Source organism: Streptomyces sp. NPDC021224, assembly GCF_044332905.1.
GTDB lineage: Bacteria > Actinomycetota > Actinomycetes > Streptomycetales > Streptomycetaceae > Actinacidiphila.
This window is the reverse complement of record NZ_JBIRPW010000019.1, coordinates 121,957-138,673: the sequence shown is the minus strand read 5'-3', so window position 1 is coordinate 138,673 and position 16,717 is coordinate 121,957. Positions and strand designations below refer to the sequence as shown.

Below are 16,717 nucleotides of genomic sequence, written 5' to 3'. Positions count from 1 at the left end.
CTGCTGCCGGGCCGCGGCGGCTAGTGCGCCGCGGTGTCCGGCGAGGCGGCGCGGACCGCGTCGGCGAACATGTCGCCGCGCTGGTTGTAGTTGCTGAACATGTCCATCGACGCGCACGCGGGCGCCAGCAGGACGGTGTCACCCGGTACGGCCAGCCGCCGCGCCTCGGCGACGGCCGCGGACATCGCCCCAGTGTCGGTCCGTTCCAGGTCCACCACCGGCACCTGCGGGGCGTGTCGCGCCAGGGCTTCGCGGATCAGCGCGCGGTCGGCGCCCATCAGCACCGCGGCGCGCAGCCGCGGCGCGGCGGCCCGCACCAGCTCGTCGAACTCCGCACCCTTGGCGAGCCCGCCGGCGATCCACACCACGTGGTCGTACGCGGTCAGCGAGGCCTGGGCGGCGTGCGTGTTGGTCGCCTTGGAGTCGTCGACCCAGGTCACCCCGTCCTGCACCGCGACCTCGGCGATGCGGTGGGCGTCCGGCCGGAAGGCCCGCAGGCCGTCGCGGACGGCACCGGGCGGCACCCCGTAGGCGCGGGCGAGCGCCGCGGCGGCCAGCGCGTTGGCGACGTTGTGCGGGGCGGACGGCTGGACGTCGGCGACCTCGGCGAGCTCCTGGGCCTTGGTGCGGCGGTCGGGCACGAACGCCCGGTCGACCAGCAGGCCCTCGACGACACCGAGTTCCGACATGCGGGGGGCGCCCAGGGTGAAGCCGATCGCCCGGCAGCCCTCCTCGACGTCGGCCTCCTCCACCAGCTTCTCGGTGGCCGGGTCGGCGGCGTTGTAGACGCACGCGACCTGGTTGCCGTGGAAGATCCGGCCCTTGTCGGCCGCGTAGTCCTCCATCGAGCCGTGCCAGTCCAGGTGGTCGGGCGCCAGGTTGAGCACGGCCGCGCTGTGCGGCCGGATGCCGGGCGCCCAGTGCAGCTGGTAGCTGGACAGCTCGACGGCGAGGACGTCGTACGGCTCGTCGCCGAGCACCGCGTCCAGCAGCGAGACGCCGATGTTGCCGACCGCCGCGGTGCGCAGGCCCGCCGCGGTGAGGATCGCGGCGAGCATGCGGGTGGTGGTGGTCTTGCCGTTGGTGCCGGTCACCGCGAGCCAGGGCGCGGCGTCCTCGCCGCGCAGCCGCCAGGCCAGCTCGACGTCGCCGATGACCTCGACGCCCGCGGCCGCGGCAGCCGTGAACAGCGGGCTGGACGGCTTCCAGCCGGGCGCGGTCACGACCAGCTCGGTGCCCTCCGGCAGGGTGTCCCCGTCACCGAGGCGTACGGAGATGCCCAGCGCCTCCAGTTCGGCGGCCTCGGCCTGCTGCCGCTCCCCCGCGGTGCCGTTGACGACCGTGACGTGCGCGCCGAAGGAGTGCAGCGCCTTGGCCGCGGGCACCCCGGACACCCCGAGGCCGGCGACGGTGACCCGTACGCCCGCGAAGGCGGCGCCCGGGTGCCCGGGGGCGGCGGCGGTCATGAGGCGGCCACCCAGGCGGCGTAGAAGATGCCGAGGCCGACGGCCATGCACATGCCCTGGACGATCCAGAAGCGGACCACTACCAGGACCTCGCTCCAGCCCTTGAGCTCGAAGTGGTGCTGGAGCGGTGCCATGCGGAAGACGCGTTTGCCGGTCAGCCGGAAGGAGCCGACCTGGATGACCACCGACATGGTGATGAGCACGAACAGGCCGCCGAGGACGGCGAGCAGCAGCTCGGTGCGCGAGCAGATCGCCAGGCCCGCGAGCGCGCCGCCGAGCGCGAGGGAGCCGGTGTCGCCCATGAAGATCTTGGCCGGTGAGGTGTTCCACCACAGGAAGCCGAAGCACGCGCCCATCAAGGCGGCGGCCACCACCGCGAGGTCGAGCGGGTCGCGCACCTCGTAGCAGGCGCCGTTGGCGCTCACCTGCGCGCCGCACCACTGGCCGTACTGCCACACGCCGATGACGGTGTAGGCGGCGAAGGCCATCGTCGAGGCGCCGGTGGCCAGGCCGTCGAGGCCGTCGGTGAGGTTCACGCCGTTGGACATGGCCAGGATCATGAACAGCGCCCAGACCACGAAGATGACCGGGCCGATCGACCAGCCGAAGTCCGTGGTGAAGGACAGCTTGGTGGAGGCCGGGGTCTGGTTGCGGGAGTCCGCGAAGTTCAGCGAGAGCACCGCGAAGGCGACGCCGACGATGAGCTGGCCGGCCATCTTCGCCTTGGCGCGCAGGCCCAGGCTGCGCTGCTTGACGATCTTGATGTAGTCGTCGAGGAAGCCGACGACGCCGAGCCCGGTGGTCAGGAAGAGCACCAGCACACCGGACATGCTCGGCTTGTCGCCGGTGATGAGCTTGGTCACGGCGTACGCGATGAGCGTGGCCAGGATGAAGGCGATACCGCCCATGGTGGGCGTGCCGCGCTTGCTGTGGTGCGCCTGCGGGCCGTCGTCGCGGATCATCTGGCCGTAGCCCTTGCGGGCGAGCAGCCGGATCAGCAGCGGGGTGCCGATCAGGGACAGGAAGAGGCCCAGCACCCCGGAGACGAGGATCTGCTTCATCGCGCGGCACCCTCGCCGGCTGCCGCTCCGCCCGGGACGTCCTCGGTCAGCGCCAGGGCGACGGCCTCCAGGCCGACCGACCTGGATGCCTTCACCAGCACGACGTCACCCGGCCGCAGCTCTGCGCGCAACAGGTCGATCGCCGCCTCTGCGTCGGACACGTGCACCGACTCCTCACCCCACGAACCCTCGTTATAGGCGCCCATCTGCAGCCACGCGGCTTCCTGACCGCCGACGCAGACGAGCTTGCTGACGTTGAGCCGGACGGCCAGCCGCCCCACCGCGTCGTGCTCGGCAAGCGCTTCTCCGCCCAGTTCGGCCATCTTTCCCAGCACCGCCCACGTCCGTCCCCCCCGGGCCTGCGCGGGCCTGCCCATCGCCGCGAGTGCGCGCAGGGCGGCCCGCACGGATTCGGGGTTCGCGTTGTAGGCGTCGTTGACGACCGTCACGCCGTCGGGGCGCTCGGTGACCTCCATCCGCCAGTGCGACAGTGACCCGGCTTCGGAGAGCGCGGTGGCGATCTCCCTTACGGGCATGCCGAGTTCACTGGCGACGGCGGCTGCGGCGAGCGCGTTCGACACGTGGTGCTCACCGTACAGGCGCAAGGTCACGTCGGCGCACCCGGTGGGGGCATGCAGTGTGAACACCGGCTGCCCGCGGTCGTTGAGGTGCACGTCGGAGGCCCTGACGTCGGCGTGCTCGCTCTCCCCGAAGAGCACGATCCGCGCCTTGGTCCGGTCGGCCATGGCCCGCACCAGAGGGTCGTCGGCGTTGAGGACGGCGACGCCTCCGGCGTGCTCGTCCGGCAGCGCCTCGACCATTTCGCCCTTGGCCCGGGCGATCTGCTCCTTTCCGCCGAACTCGCCGATGTGAGCGCTGCCGACGTTCAGCACGAGCCCCATCCGCGGCGGCGTCAGGCCGGTCAGGTAGGCGATGTGGCCGATGCCGCGGGCCCCCATCTCCAGCACCAGGTGCCGGGTGCTCTCGTCGGCTCTGAGGGCCGTCAGCGGCAGCCCGATCTCGTTGTTGAGCGACCCGGGGGTCCACACGGTCGGACCGAGCCGCTGCAGGACCTGTGCGAGCAGGTCCTTGGTGCTGGTCTTGCCCGCGGAGCCGGTGAGCGCCACCACGGTGGCGCCCAGCCGCTCGATGACGTGCCGGGCCAGCGCGCCGAGCGCGGCCTGCACGTCGTCGACGACGATCGCGGGCACCCCCAGCGGGCGGGCCGCGAGCACCGCGACCGCGCCGGCGGCGACCGCGCCGGGCGCGAAGTCGTGGCCGTCGGCGCGCTCGCCGGCGAAGGCCACGAACAGCGCCCCGGGCACCACCTCGCGGGAGTCGTGGACGACCGGCCCGGTCACCATGACCGCCTCGTCCGGTATGTCGTGCGTGGTCCCGCCGACGGCGCGTGCGACCTCGGCGAGGGAAAGGGGGATCACGATGCCTTCCGGTCCTTCTCGATCGCGGCGCGCAGCACCTCTCGGTCGTCGAACGGTCGCACCACGCCGGCGATGTCCTGGCCCTGCTCATGGCCCTTGCCGGCGACCAGCACGACGTCGCCCGGCTCGGCGCGGGCGACGGCGGCGGCCACCGCGGCGGCCCGGTCGGGCTCCACCAGGACGTGGCCGCGCTGCTCGGCGGGCACCTGCGCGGCCCCGGCGAGCATCGCGGTGAGGATCGCCAGCGGGTCCTCCGAACGCGGGTTGTCCGACGTCAGGACGGCGGTGTCGGCGAGCCGGGCCAGCGCGGCGCCCATCGGGGCGCGCTTGGTGGCGTCACGGTCGCCGCCGCAGCCCAGGACGGCGTGGATACGGCCGCCGGTGGTGGTGCGCAGCGCGCGCAGCACGGACTCGACGGCGTCGGTCTTGTGCGCGTAGTCCACGACCGCCAGGTACGGCTGCCCGGCGTCCACCCGCTCCAGCCGGCCCGGCACCCCGGGCACCGCCGCGACGCCCTCGGCGGCGGTGCCCGGGTCCAGGCCCGCCGCGGCCAGCGCGGTGATCGCGGCCAGCGTGTTGGCGACGTTGAACGGGCCGGGCAGCGGGGAGGTCGCGGCGAAGCGCTCGCCCTTGGGCCCGACGACGGTGAAGCTGCTCGTCATCGGACCGGCCTCGACGTCCTCCGCGCGCCAGTCGGCGTCCAGGCTGCCCTGCGCCGAGAACGTCACGAGCGGCACCCCGGCCTCGGCGACCAGCCGGCGGCCGTACTCGTCGTCCAGGTTGACCACCCCGAGCCGGCTGCGGCGCGGGGTGAACAGCTGCGCCTTGGCCTGGAAGTAGTCCTCCATGCCGGAGTGGAACTCCATGTGCTCCGGGCTGAGGTTGGTGAAGACGGCGACGTCGAAGAGCGCGCCGTCCACCCGGCCGAGCACCAGGGCGTGGCTGGAGACCTCCATGACGACCGAGGCGACCCCGCGCTCGCGCATCACCGCGAACAGCGCCTGGAGGTCGGTGGCCTCCGGGGTGGTGCGCTCGCTCTTGATGCGCTCGTCGCCGATCCGGGTCTCGACGGTGCCGATCAGTCCCGTCCCGCCGTGCGTCGCGGCCCGCAGGCCGCCCTCGACGAGGTAGGAGGTCGTGGTCTTGCCGGAGGTGCCGGTGACGCCGATGCGCAGCAGCGCCTCGCCGGGCTCGCCGTAGACGGCCGCGGCCAGCTCGCCCATCACCGCCCGGGGGTCGCCGACGGCCAGCACGGGCAGCGACGTGGCGGCGGCGCGCTCGACGCCCGCCGGGTCGGTCAGGACGGCCACGGCGCCGGCCGCCGCCGCCTGGGCGGCGAAGTCCGCGCCGTGGAAGCGGGCGCCGGGCAGCGCCGCGTACACGTCGCCGGGGCGGACCGCGCGCGAGTCGTGGGTGATCCCGGTGACCGCGGTGTCACCGCCGAGATCCGGCACTCCGAGCCGCCGGGCCAGGTCGGTCAGCGGGGTCGGGCGGATGCGCGACGGGCGCGGCGCGCCCGGCGGGGTGAGGGTGGTGGCTTGATCAGGGTTGGGCACGGCGGTGAGGTTACCGGCCCGGCCGGGCTGCGGGCCAAAACGGGCCGGGCGCGGCAGCCGCGGGTCGCGCGCGCCGCGCGGGGCGGTGCCGGGGTGGCCGTGGTCGGTGCCCGCCATGCTCACCGTCCCTTCGGGCCGGACGGCGACACCACGGGGGCGGCCGTCTCCGCCGGGTCGAAGTCGAGCGGGAGCTTGGGCGCGGGGGCGCCGGAGGGCGGCACCCGAAGGGTCTTGAGGGAGAACTCCATCACCTGCTTGAAGACCGGGCCGCAGATCGAGCCGCCGAAATAGCTGCCCTTGGTCGGGTTCTGGATGACGCAGGAGATCGTGACGCGTGGGTTGTCGGCCGGTGCGAAGCCCATGAAGGACGCGGTGTAGCCGTGGTACCTGCCGGTTTTCGGGTCCACCCGGTTGGCCGTACCCGTCTTGCCCGCCACCCGGTAGCCGTCGATCTTGGCCTTGGTGCCGGTGCCCTCCTCGCTGCCGACCACCGACTCCAGCATCTGCGAGAGCGTCGTCGCGGTCTTCGCGCTGACCACCCGGGTCTTCTCCGGCGCCGGGGACGGGACGAAGCGCCCGTCGGGGCCGGTGATGCCGCGGATGAGGCTGGGCTGGACGCGTACCCCGCCGTTGGCGATGGTCGCGTACACCGAGGTGGCCTGGAGGGCGTTGAGCGACAGGCCCTGGCCGAACGGGATCGTGTACTGCTGCGAGGCGTTCCAGTCCTTGGGCTTGGCCAGGATGCCGGGGGTCTCGCCGGGGAAGCCGATGCCGCTGGGATCGCCGATGCCGAACTTCTTCAGGTACGAGTAGAGCACCTGGTTGGCCTGCGCCTGGGTCTTGCCGAGCTGCCCGGTGGCCTCGATGGTGCCGATGTTGCTGGACTTGGCGAGCACGCCGTTGAGTGTCAGGTACCAGGTGCCGTGGTCGACGTCGTCGTGGAAGACCCGGTCGGCGCGCGGCAGCGTGCCGGGCACCACGACCCGGGTCTCGGGGGTGGCGGTGCCGGTGTCGATGATCGCCGCCATCGACATGAGCTTGCTGACGCTGCCCGGCTCGTACGCGTCCTGCATCGCGGCGTTGCCGAGCGCCTCGGGGTCGGCGTGCGTGAGGTCGCCCGGGTCGAAACCGGGGGCGTCGGCCATCGCCAGCACCTCGCCGGTCCTGTTGTCCATGACGATGACGTAGCCGCGGTCCGCGTGCGACGCCGCGACCTGGGCGCTGATCGCGCTCTGGGCGGCCCACTGGATGTCCCGGTCGAGGGTCAGCCGGACGTTCGAGCCGGGCACCGCGGGCTGCTGCTGGACGCCCGCGGTCGGCACCTGGCGGCCGTTGGACTGGGCGTAGCGGATCTTGCCGTTCCGGCCCGCGAGCTGCTTGTCCAGCATCGACTCCAGGCCGCCGCCGCCCTTGCCCTGGCTGTTGACGAAGCCCAGCACGCCCGCGGCGAGGTCGCCGCCGGGGTAGACGCGCTTGGTGTGCGGCTCGCTGAACACGCCCGCGAGCACGTTCGCGCCCGGCTGCTTCAGCGACTGCGCGGCCAGCGACTTCTTCAGGTCGGAGATCTGGCTCCACACCTGCGGCGTCTGCTGCCGCGCCAGCAGCTGGTAGCGGGAGTTCGGCGTCGACAGCTCGCGGGCGAGCGTGGTCGCGTCCACCCCGACGATCGGCGCGAGCAGCTCGGCCGCGCGGGTCGGGGCGTCCTTGGACTTCGCCTGCTCGGGCGTGAAGAGATAGGGGTCGGCGGTGATGTCGTACGCGTCCACGGTCGCCGCGAGGGCGACGCCGTCCCGGTCGGTGATCGTGCCGCGGTCCGCCGTCACGTCGTGCGTGACCCAGCGGTTGACCGCGGCCTTCGCGGCGTACGCCGACGCGTCCAGGGCCTGCACCTGGAGGAGCCGCACCACGAAGATGCCCATCACCAGGGTGAGGGCGACCCCGACGAGCCGCAGCCGCGGCCGCGGCCGCCCCAGCCGCACGACCCCCGCGGGGCGGGTGCGCCGGGGGCCGGGAAGACCTTCCCGCCGCCTCGGCGGCTGCGGTGGCGCCTGCCCCTGCCGCTGCCTCGCCGGCGGGCGCGGTCCCGGGCGCGGGGGGCGCCCCTGCCCTTGCCCTGCGGGCCTGCTCATCGGACACCTCCGTGCCCCTGGGGGTACCTCCCAGGCGAAGCGCTGGGGGAGAACCGCGCGACCGGCCACGACGGCGGGAAGGTCGCGTCCACCTCCGCAAGAGGCACCCCGGAGCGCAGAGGAGCGCAGTTGACCGGCATGCTCACCTCGTCGGGGTCGGGGTCGTGGTCGGGGTCGTGGTCGGGGTCGTGGTCGCCGGGCTCGGCGGCGCGCTGGACGGCGTACCCGGCGACGGTGTGGTGGTCGGGCTCGCCGGTGAGGCACTGGGCTTCGGGGACGGAGGGGGCGGCGGGGCCGTCGCCCGCTCGGGGGTGCCGAGGACGGAGCCGTCGGGCCCGAGGAACGCCGGATTGCCGCCCGGCACCATGCCGAGCCCCCGCGCCCGGTGCTCCAGGGAGCCGGGTGCCCCGTACTGGTCGACCTCCTGCTGGAGCTGCTGCTGCTCGTCCGTGTATCCCGTCGTCTCCTTCTCAAGCTTGTTGAGCTGGAAGGAGTCGCGGTTGACGGCGGCGTTCAGCAGCAGCAGCGCGATGAGGCCTCCGCCGAGCAGGGTCACGACGAGGATGACGAACGGGGTGCGCGCCGCGGTTGCGGTGCGGCCGCCGCCGGGCCTGCGGGCGGGGCGGGCAGGGCGGGCGGGGCTCATGACAGCTCCTCCCCGATGTGCTCCTCGCGGATCCGCTCGGCGGCGCGCAGCCGGGCGGGTGCGGCGCGGCGGTTCTCGGCGATCTCGTCCTCGGAGGGCAGTTCCGCGCCGCGGGTGAGCAGTTTCAGCCGTGGCTGGTACTGCTCGGGCACGATCGGCAGTCCCGGCGGGGCGGTGGTGCTCGCACCGGCCGCGAAGACCTGCTTGACGAGCCGGTCCTCCAGCGACTGGTAGGAGAGCACCGCGATCCGGCCGCCGACGGCGAGCGCGCCGACCGCGGCCGGCACCGCGCGTTCCAGGACCGACAGCTCGCCGTTGACCTCGATGCGCAGCGCCTGGAAGGTGCGCTTGGCGGGGTTGCCGCCGGTGCGCTTGGCGGCCTGCGGCAGCGCGTTCCTGATGAGCTCGACGAGCCGGGCGGAGGTGGTGAAGGGCTCGCGTTCGCGTTCCCGTACGACCGCGTCGACGATCTTGCGGGCGAACTTCTCCTCGCCGTAGGAGCGCAGGATGCGGACGAGTTCGCCGGGCGGGTAGGTGTTGAGGACCTCGGCGGCGCTGATCCCGGTGGTCTGGTCCATCCGCATGTCCAGCGGGGCGTCCTGCGCGTAGGCGAAGCCGCGGTCGGCCTCGTCGAGCTGCATGGAGGACACCCCGAGGTCGAACAGCACGCCCTGGACGCGCGCCACGTTCAGCGAGGAGAGTACGTCGGGGAGTTCGTCGTAGACGGCGTGCACGAGGGTGGCGCGGTCACCGAAGGGTTCCAGGCGGCGGGCGGAGAGCTTGAGCGCCTCGGGGTCGCGGTCGAGGGCGACGAGCCGGGCGGAGGGGAAGGTGCCGAGCAGTGCCTCGCTGTGCCCGCCGAGCCCGAGGGTGGCGTCGACGACCACCGCGCCGGGTTCGGCGAGGGCCGGCGCGAGCAGGTCGAGGCAACGCCGCAGCATCACCGGGACGTGCCGCGGCTCGGTCGGCTGCGGAGGGGTGTCGCTCATGGAGGGGCCGGCCCTTCTCGGACGGTGCTGGCGCGCGGCCCGCCCTGGCGGCGGCGGCCGGCGGTCGGACGTAGAACCTGGTCCCCGCCCGCTCGGCAGAAACGTTCCCCTGGCACCGGGGAAGTGGTGCCAGCGAAACCGTGGAGCGGGAGGAGGCCGAGCCGTACGTCCGCGCGGGTGGTTCGCGGCGGGTGCGCGGAGGGCTGGGCCGCGCTCACAGTAATCCGGGCGGAACCTCCTGTGACAGAGCCGAAAAGGTGTCTTCCTGCGCCGCCAGGTACTCCGCCCACGCGGTGGCGGACCAGATCTCCACCCGGCTGTTGGCGCCGATGACCGCGCAGTCGCGCTCCAGCCCCGCGTACTCGCGCAGCGGCTGCGGCACGGTCACCCGGCCCTGCCGGTCGGGGACCTCGTCGTGCGCGCCGGCGAACAGCAGCCGCTGGTAGTCGCGCGCGGTCTTGGACGTCAGGGCCGTCAGCGGCGCGGCGGCGAGCTGCGCGGTGGCGGCCCGGAAGCCCTCCAGGGGCCAAACACACAGGCAGCGCTCCTGCCCGCGGGTGATGACGAGGCCGTCGGCGAGGGGTTCGCGGAAGCGGGCGGGCAGCACCAGACGGTGCTTGTCGTCCAGCCGCGGGGTGTACGTCCCGAGGAACATCGGGACCATCGCACCTCCCGCAGACGCCGCCGTGCGGCCGTGCGTCCCGCGCTTCCGATGTCCGCGGCGGCCGCCGGCCCCGTACCGGCCGCCTCGGCGTCCGACGACGTCCGGGGCAGCCCTCCAAGCACCACTTCGCTCCACTTTACTCCACCATGCCCCACGGTCAACGGTGGCCGGGCGCGGGCGCGTCACCCTGTCGAGCGATCCCCGCACGCACCGCACAACCCGTGTGGGTTACGTCACACACCGCTGGAATGGCTGCATATTCGGCTGATTCGTACGAACCCAGGAGGGGTGCGGACGGGGTCCGGGCCTTACCGTCGAGGCATGTCGATATCTCCTGGATCTTCCGGACCCTCCGCATCCCACGGCCCGGCCGCCGGCTCGGCCTCCGCCACCGCCTCGGTCACCGACCGGCTCGTCCAGGCCAACACGGATTACGCCGCCGCCTTCACCGACCCCGGCATGGACGCCCGCCCGGTGCTCCAGGTGGCTGTGGTGGCGTGCATGGACGCCCGTCTCGACCTGCACAAGGCGCTCGGTCTCGCACTGGGCGACTGCCACACCATCCGCAACGCCGGGGGCGTCGTCACCGACGACACCATCCGCTCGCTGGCCATCAGCCAGCGCGCCCTCGGCACCCGCTCCGTGGTGCTGATCCACCACACCGGCTGCGGCATGGAGACCATCACCGAGGACTTCCGCACCGAGCTGGAGGCCGAGGTCGGCCAGCGTCCGACCTGGTCGGTGGAGGCGTTCACCGACGCCGACCAGGACGTGCGGCAGTCGATGGCGCGGGTGCGGACCTCACCGTTCCTGCCGCACACCGACGACGTGCGGGGCTTCGTCTTCGACGTGCACACGGGCCGGCTGCGGGAAATCACGAATTAATAACGGCAGGCGAGTGACGAGGGCTGCCGCGTAAGGGAAGAATGCAACAGTGCGGTTCCGTCCCGCCGTTCGGACGGCGGGGCGGCGCGCACGATGGGGAGGGCCGGTCCAGGGATGACCGTGTCCCGCGGAACATGGCCTAGGAGCACCGGGTGACCACCTTTGACGCACGCGCAAGCCTCAGCGACCTGAGCACGACGGCCGACCGGGTACGCCGCAGCGTGGAGCACGTGATCGAGGGCAAGCCGGAGGTCGTGAGGATCGCGCTGACCGTCCTGCTCGCCGAGGGGCATCTGCTCATCGAGGACGTGCCGGGTGTCGGCAAGACCATGCTGTCCAAGGCCCTGGCCCGCTCCATCGACTGCTCGGTGCGGCGCATCCAGTTCACCCCGGACCTGCTGCCGTCCGACATCACCGGCGTGAGCGTCTTCGACCAGCAGCAGCGCGACTTCGAGTTCAAGCCCGGCGCGATCTTCGCCCAGATCGTGGTCGGCGACGAGATCAACCGCGCCTCGCCCAAGACCCAGTCGGCGCTGCTGGAGTCGATGGAGGAGGGCCAGGTCACCGTCGACGGCACCTCCTACGAACTGCCCAGCCCCTTCATGGTCATCGCCACCCAGAACCCGGTGGAGATGGAGGGCACCTACCCGCTCCCCGAGGCACAGCGGGACCGCTTCATGGCCCGGGTCTCGGTCGGCTACCCCAGCCCCGAGGCCGAGCTGAAGATGCTGGACGTGCACGGCGGTGTCTCACCGCTCGACGACCTCCAGCCGGTCGCGCACGCGCACGAGATCGTCAAGCTCGTCGAGGCCGTCCGCCAGGTGCACGTCGCCGACCCGGTGCGCCGGTACGCGGTGGCGCTCGTCGGCGCCACCCGCGAGCATCCGGACCTGCGGCTCGGCGCCTCGCCGCGCGCCACGCTGCACCTCGTCCGCGCGGCGCGGGCCTCCGCGGCCCTGGACGGGCGGGAGTTCGTGCTGCCCGACGACGTGCAGGCGCTGGCCGCGCCGGTGCTCGCGCACCGGCTGCTGCCGACCGCGCAGGCGCAGCTGAACCGGCGCACCCCCGAACAGGTCGTCGCCGAGATCCTGCAGCGCGTCCCGGTGCCCGACCCGTCGGCGGGCCGCCGTCCCGGCATGCCGGGTGCCCGGGGGCTGTGATGGCCTCCCAGGTCCCCGCGGCACCGCCCGCACCACCGGCCCAGCCGCCGCGCACCGGCGGCTTCCGCACCGCGCTCGGCGGGCTCACCACCCGCGGCCGCTCCTTCGTGGCCGCGGGTGTCGCCGCCGCGATATGCGCCTACGTGCTCGGCCAGCCCGACCTGCTGCGGGTCGGGCTGCTGCTCGCGGTGCTGCCGCTGGTGTGCGTCGCGGTGCTCTACCGCACCCGCTACCGGGTGGCCGGCAGCCGCCGGCTGTCGCCGTCCCGGGTGCCCGCGATGTCCGAGGCGCGGGTGCACCTGCGCGTCGACAACGTCTCCCGCGTCCCCACCGGGCTGCTGATGCTCCAGGACCGGGTGCCGTACGTCCTGGGCCCGCGCCCGCGCTTCGTCCTGGACCGCGTCGAGCCCGGCGGGCACCGCGAGGTGTCCTACCGGGTGCGCTCCGACCTGCGCGGCCGCTACCCGCTGGGCCCGCTCCAGCTGCGGCTGAGCGACCCGTTCGGGATGTGCGAGCTGACCCGCTCCTTCAGCGCGTACGACACCCTCACCGTGGTGCCCAAGGTCGAGCCGCTGCCGCCGGTCCGGCTCACCGGCCAGGCCAACGGCTACGGCGAGAGCCGCACCCGGGCGCTGGCCTTCGCCGGTGAGGACGACGTCATCCCGCGCGGCTACCGGCACGGCGACGACCTGCGCCGGGTGCACTGGCGCTCCACCGCCCGCTACGGCGAGCTGATGGTGCGCCGCGAGGAGCAGCCGCACCGGGCCCGCTGCACCGTGCTGCTCGACACCCGCGAGTGGGCCTACTTCGGTTCCGGCCCCGACTCGGCCTTCGAGTGGGCGGTGTCGGCCGCCGCGTCGGTGTCCACCCACATGCTGGAGCGCGGCTACGCGGTCCGGCTGCTCACCGACACCGGCACCAGCGTCCCCGGCCCCGAGGGCACCGGCGGCTTCGCGGGCGACTCCTCCGACATGGCGGGCGTCCTGCTGGACACCCTCGCGGTGGTCGGCCACTCCGACGGCCGGACGCTGTCGGCCGCCTACGAGGCGCTGCGCACGGCGAGCGAGGGCCTCATCGTGGCCCTGCTGGGCGACATGGACGAGGAGCACGCGACGAGCGTGGCCCGGCTGCGGCAGCGCGCCGGCGGCGCGGTCGCCTTCGTCCTGGACAGCGACGACTGGGTGGCCACCGACGCCACCGGCCGGATGGTGGCGGTGACCGACGCCACCGCGGTGCCGCAGGCCCCGGAGGGGACGCGGGCCGCGGTGCGGCTGCTGCGCGAGGCGGGCTGGACGGTCGTGGAGGTCAGGGCGGGCGACTCGCTGCCGGAGCTGTGGCAGCAGGCGGACCGCTACCGGTCGGGGGAGAACGCCCCCGGGCCGCAGCACGAGGCGGGGGCGACACGATGAGCGGACGCGCACGGCTGACGATCTTCGCCGCGCTGGCGTCGCTGATGGCGGCGTCGGCGCTGCTGCCACTGGCCAGCCCGCGCGGCTGGTTCGTGAAGGCCGCCTTCTGCGTCGCCTTCCAGGCCGCGGTCGGCGCAGGGGCCCGCCGGATCCCCCTGGCCAGGCCGCTGACGGTGCTGGCGCAGGCGGTGGTGTCGCTGATCGTGCTGACGGTCATGTTCACCCCGCACCAGGCGCTCGGCGGCGTCCTGCCCGGACCGCAGGCCTTCCAGCAGTTCGGCCAGCTGGTGCAGGACGGCATGACCGACGTCACCAACTTCGCGATCCCCGCGCCCGTCACCCCCGGTATCAAGTTCCTGCTGGTCGGCGGCGTGCTGGTGATCGCGCTCGCGGTCGACGCCATCGCGGTCACGTACAACAGCGCGGCCCCGGCCGGGCTGCCGCTGCTGGCCCTCTACGCGGTCGCCGCGGGCCTGGAGGACGGCAGCAGCCAGTGGGTGTACTTCCTGGTCGCCTCCATGGGCTACCTGCTCCTGCTCCTCGCCGAGGGCCGCGACCGGCTCTCCCGCTGGGGCCGGGTCTTCGGCGGCGCGCCGCGGCCGGGCTCCTGGTCCGGACCAGCGGGCACGGCGGGCGGCGGCGCGCCGCTCGCCCCGGTGCGCACCGGGCGCCGGATCGGCGTGATGGCACTGGGTATCGCGCTGGTGCTCCCGGCGGCCCTGCCCTCGCTGGGCAGCGGTGTGCTGGACGGCACCGGCGGAGGCGGTGGCGGCGACGGGCTCGGCACGGGCAACGGCACCTCCACCTCGGTGCGTCCCGAGGTCGCGCTCCAGGACTACCTCAACCAGCCCGACAACCGCGAGGTGATGACCTACCGCACCAACTCCGGCGACGCCCAGGGCATGTACCTGCGGATCGTCGCCCTCGACCGCTTCGACGGCACGAGCTGGTCGGCGTCCAAGGACGAGAAGCTCGACATCCCCGACCCGCTGCCCGCCCCGCAGGGCCTCGCCTCCGACGTCCCCTCCACCACCGTCGACACCACGGTGACGGTGGACCAGAACTACGCGCAGGGCTGGCTGCCCATGCCCTACCCGGCCACCCGGGTGCAGGCCGAGGGCAACTGGCGGTACGAACCCGAGGGCCGGATGGTCATCGGCGAGGACCGGCAGACCACCGCGGGCATCCGCTACCAGGTCTCCAGCCTCCAGGTGGACCCCACCGCCGCGCAGCTGGAGGCCGCGCCCCCGGCCACCGGGGACATCGCCGACCACTACGAGCAGGTGCCCGGCTCGCTGCCGAAGATCGTCGCGCAGACCGCCGAGCAGGTCACGCGGGGCGCGACCGACGACTACCAGCGGGCGCTGGACCTCCAGGAGTACTTCACCTCCGGGCAGTTCGTCTACGACACCCAGGCGAAGTCCGGCACCGGCGTCGACGCCATCGCGCGCTTCCTCCAGACCAAGAAGGGCTTCTGCATCCACTTCGCCTTCACCATGGCGGCGATGGCCCGCACCCTGCACATCCCGGCGCGCGTCGCCGTCGGCTTCACCCCCGGCTCGATGACCGCCAACGGCTCCATGTCGGTCGGCATCAAGGACGCCCACGCCTGGCCCGAGCTGTACTTCGAGGGCATCGGCTGGACCCGCTTCGAGCCCACCCCCTACCGCGGCACCGTGCCCGACTACACGCTGCCGACCAGCCCCAGCAACGGCGGCGAGACCGCCGACCCCGGGCAGCACGGCCAGGGCAACACCGCTCAGCCGCAGCCGACCGCCTCCACCGAGTGCGCCGACCACACCGGCTCCGGCGCGAGCTGCGCCCCCGCGGCCGCCGCCGGCAGCGGCGGCTCGGGCGGCAGCTCCGACGCCTTCCGCTACGCCGGGCTCGCCCTGCTCGTCCTGCTGCTGCTCGCCGTGCCGACGCTGCCGATGCTGTGGCGCGGCCGGCTGCGCGCCCGGCGCCTCGGCGGCGGCCGCGAGACCCGGGAGGAGTACGGCGGGCCCGTCCTCGCCGCCTGGCACGAGGTGCTCGACACCGGGTGGGACTACGGCATCGCGCCGGACGAGTCCGAGACACCCCGCCGGGCGATGGCCCGGCTCGTCACCGAGGGCGGACTGAGCGGCTCGGCCGCGGAGGGCGCGACCCGGCTGGCCACCGCGGTGGAGCGGACCCTGTACGCGCCGCAGGCGCCGCCCGCCGCCGGGCTCGCCGCGGACGTCCACGCGGTACGGGCCGGGCTGCACGCGGCCGCCGGGCGGGGCGGGCGCTTCCGGGCGCGCTTCCTGCCGCGCTCCTTCGCACGCGTCCTGTGGCGAGCCTCCGCGCACAGCGCGGCCCTCTCCGCCCGCGTCTCCGCGACGGCCGACCGTCTGACGGCCCCCATCCGCCGCCGCCTCCCCCGCGGGGCGAGCTGAGGTTCCGCGCTACCGCGCCGGGCGAGCGTTTCCAGGGGCGCGTGGGGGTACCTCCCACGCGCCCCTGAGTGCTCGCCCGGCGGCGCCGGAGACGGCCCCGGACAGCAGAACGCCCCGCCGGGCACCACGCGCGCCCGGCGGGGCGGAAGTCAGGCTCAGCGGGTGGGCTAGGGCCTGTCGTGTGGATCTCCGTGGAGGAAGGAGCGGGGTCCGGCGCTCCCCCAGAGCTTCGCCTGGGAGGTACCCCCAGATGCAAGGCGGAGGAGGGAGGCAACGCGGCGGGGGTCCCCCCGTGGCGAAGCCTCTGGGGGAGTTGTCGACCGACGACAGCGCTGGGGGCACCTCCCGCCGAAGGCAGGGGGAAGTTGTGCGGCCGGGGCACGCGACGCCGCGGAGATCCACACGACAGGCCCTAGCGCCCGCCCTGCTGTTCGTCGCGGCGGCGCTGCCACCGCTCCTCGATGCGGTCCATGACCGTACCGCGACGCGGCTCGCGCCGCCCGAGGCGGCCTCGGCGGCCACTGGGGCCGAGCGGCGGCGGGGGCTGGTCCAGCGGCCTGGCCGCCTTGCGCCAGCCGGTCACCGCGAGCACCGCGAAGACCAGCATCACGACGAAGCCGGCCACACCGAGGACGGTCTGCTTGGCGATCATGCCGCCCATGAGAAGCGCGACGCCGACCAGGAAGCCCGCGACCGACAGGTACACGCGGCGCCGGGTGAAGGTGCGCAGCCCGGTACCTTCGAGCGCCGACGCGAACTTCGGATCTTCGGCGTACAGCGCTCGCTCCATCTGCTCGAGCATGCGCTGCTCGTGCTCCGAGAGCGGCACGGAGACCTCCTCTTCGACGGCCGCGGAAGCGACCGGTCCGACCCTTTCAGGATAGGCAGGGAATCGC

Annotated in this window: 13 protein-coding genes; 4 read left to right on the top strand and 9 right to left on the bottom strand. The window is 73.8% G+C overall.

Translation table 11 applies throughout. From position 1 onward, the window contains the following. Positions 1-20: 20 nt before the first annotated feature. The 8 genes from murD to mraZ all read right to left on the bottom strand — a co-directional run bounded on the left by murD (position 21) and on the right by mraZ (position 9,941). A complete protein-coding gene (gene murD, locus ACH4PY_RS32415; RefSeq protein ID WP_398191251.1) occupies positions 21-1,466 on the bottom strand; it encodes a UDP-N-acetylmuramoyl-L-alanine--D-glutamate ligase in 1,446 nt (481 codons plus the stop codon). Next, positions 1,463-2,527, bottom strand: coding sequence for a phospho-N-acetylmuramoyl-pentapeptide-transferase (gene mraY, locus ACH4PY_RS32410; RefSeq protein WP_398191248.1), 1,065 nt, complete (start codon positions 2,525-2,527; stop codon positions 1,463-1,465). Before mraY ends, murD begins: the two co-directional genes overlap by 4 nt. After that, complete coding sequence (murF, locus tag ACH4PY_RS32405) at positions 2,524-3,966, bottom strand: UDP-N-acetylmuramoyl-tripeptide--D-alanyl-D-alanine ligase (protein WP_398191245.1); 1,443 nt, start codon at positions 3,964-3,966, stop codon at positions 2,524-2,526. The genes mraY and murF overlap by 4 nt, the downstream gene beginning before the upstream one ends. After that, the gene (locus ACH4PY_RS32400) at positions 3,963-5,639 is read right to left on the bottom strand and encodes a UDP-N-acetylmuramoyl-L-alanyl-D-glutamate--2,6-diaminopimelate ligase (protein WP_398191241.1); all 1,677 of its coding nucleotides are present in this window, start codon (positions 5,637-5,639) and stop codon (positions 3,963-3,965) included. Before ACH4PY_RS32400 ends, murF begins: the two co-directional genes overlap by 4 nt. Positions 5,640-5,641: 2 nt before the next feature. Then, positions 5,642-7,651: a peptidoglycan D,D-transpeptidase FtsI family protein gene (locus ACH4PY_RS32395; RefSeq protein WP_398191238.1), complete on the bottom strand. Its 2,010-nt coding sequence runs from the start codon at positions 7,649-7,651 to the stop codon at positions 5,642-5,644. A 142-nt stretch (positions 7,652-7,793) separates the two neighbouring features. Continuing rightward, entirely contained in the window at positions 7,794-8,297 is a 504-nt protein-coding gene (locus tag ACH4PY_RS32390) for a cell division protein FtsL (RefSeq protein ID WP_398191235.1), read from the bottom strand. Next, positions 8,294-9,286: a 16S rRNA (cytosine(1402)-N(4))-methyltransferase RsmH gene (rsmH, locus tag ACH4PY_RS32385; RefSeq protein WP_398191233.1), complete on the bottom strand. Its 993-nt coding sequence runs from the start codon at positions 9,284-9,286 to the stop codon at positions 8,294-8,296. The genes ACH4PY_RS32390 and rsmH overlap by 4 nt, the downstream gene beginning before the upstream one ends. A 214-nt stretch (positions 9,287-9,500) precedes the next feature. Next, entirely contained in the window at positions 9,501-9,941 is a 441-nt protein-coding gene (gene mraZ, locus ACH4PY_RS32380) for a division/cell wall cluster transcriptional repressor MraZ (RefSeq protein WP_398191306.1), read from the bottom strand. A 330-nt stretch (positions 9,942-10,271) separates the two neighbouring features. On the opposite strand from mraZ, the gene ACH4PY_RS32375 reads away from it, so the two are divergent. The 4 genes from ACH4PY_RS32375 to ACH4PY_RS32360 all read left to right on the top strand — a co-directional run bounded on the left by ACH4PY_RS32375 (position 10,272) and on the right by ACH4PY_RS32360 (position 15,821). Next, positions 10,272-10,835, top strand: coding sequence for a beta-class carbonic anhydrase (locus ACH4PY_RS32375; protein ID WP_398191230.1), 564 nt, complete (start codon positions 10,272-10,274; stop codon positions 10,833-10,835). Positions 10,836-10,987: 152 nt separating this feature from the next. Continuing rightward, the gene (locus ACH4PY_RS32370; RefSeq protein ID WP_398191227.1) at positions 10,988-11,995 is read left to right on the top strand and encodes an AAA family ATPase; all 1,008 of its coding nucleotides are present in this window, start codon (positions 10,988-10,990) and stop codon (positions 11,993-11,995) included. After that, positions 11,995-13,404, top strand: coding sequence for a DUF58 domain-containing protein (locus tag ACH4PY_RS32365; protein WP_398191224.1), 1,410 nt, complete (start codon positions 11,995-11,997; stop codon positions 13,402-13,404). The genes ACH4PY_RS32370 and ACH4PY_RS32365 overlap by 1 nt, the downstream gene beginning before the upstream one ends. Then, positions 13,401-15,821, top strand: coding sequence for a DUF3488 and DUF4129 domain-containing transglutaminase family protein (locus ACH4PY_RS32360; protein ID WP_398191221.1), 2,421 nt, complete (start codon positions 13,401-13,403; stop codon positions 15,819-15,821). The genes ACH4PY_RS32365 and ACH4PY_RS32360 overlap by 4 nt, the downstream gene beginning before the upstream one ends. Before the next feature lie 412 nt (positions 15,822-16,233). Here the strand turns inward: ACH4PY_RS32360 and ACH4PY_RS32355 are convergent, their stop codons facing one another. Beyond that, entirely contained in the window at positions 16,234-16,650 is a 417-nt protein-coding gene (locus ACH4PY_RS32355) for a DUF3040 domain-containing protein (protein ID WP_398191219.1), read from the bottom strand. Between the last annotated feature and the right edge of the window lie 67 nt (positions 16,651-16,717).

Excerpts from the sequence above, each read along its gene's own strand:
- ACH4PY_RS32375 (WP_398191230.1), top strand. The coding sequence starts at position 10,272 with ATGTCGATATCTCCTGGATCTTCCGGACCCTCCGCATCCCACGGCCCG.
- ACH4PY_RS32365 (WP_398191224.1), top strand. The coding sequence starts at position 11,995 with ATGGCCTCCCAGGTCCCCGCGGCACCGCCCGCACCACCGGCCCAGCCG.
- ACH4PY_RS32395 (WP_398191238.1), bottom strand. The coding sequence starts at position 7,651 with ATGAGCAGGCCCGCAGGGCAAGGGCAGGGGCGCCCCCCGCGCCCGGGA.
- mraZ (WP_398191306.1), bottom strand. The coding sequence starts at position 9,941 with ATGTTCCTCGGGACGTACACCCCGCGGCTGGACGACAAGCACCGTCTG.
- murD (WP_398191251.1), bottom strand. The coding sequence starts at position 1,466 with ATGACCGCCGCCGCCCCCGGGCACCCGGGCGCCGCCTTCGCGGGCGTA.
- ACH4PY_RS32390 (WP_398191235.1), bottom strand. The coding sequence starts at position 8,297 with ATGAGCCCCGCCCGCCCTGCCCGCCCCGCCCGCAGGCCCGGCGGCGGC.
- ACH4PY_RS32360 (WP_398191221.1), top strand. The coding sequence starts at position 13,401 with ATGAGCGGACGCGCACGGCTGACGATCTTCGCCGCGCTGGCGTCGCTG.
- ACH4PY_RS32400 (WP_398191241.1), bottom strand. The coding sequence starts at position 5,639 with ATGGCGGGCACCGACCACGGCCACCCCGGCACCGCCCCGCGCGGCGCG.
- mraY (WP_398191248.1), bottom strand. The coding sequence starts at position 2,527 with ATGAAGCAGATCCTCGTCTCCGGGGTGCTGGGCCTCTTCCTGTCCCTG.
- rsmH (WP_398191233.1), bottom strand. The coding sequence starts at position 9,286 with ATGAGCGACACCCCTCCGCAGCCGACCGAGCCGCGGCACGTCCCGGTG.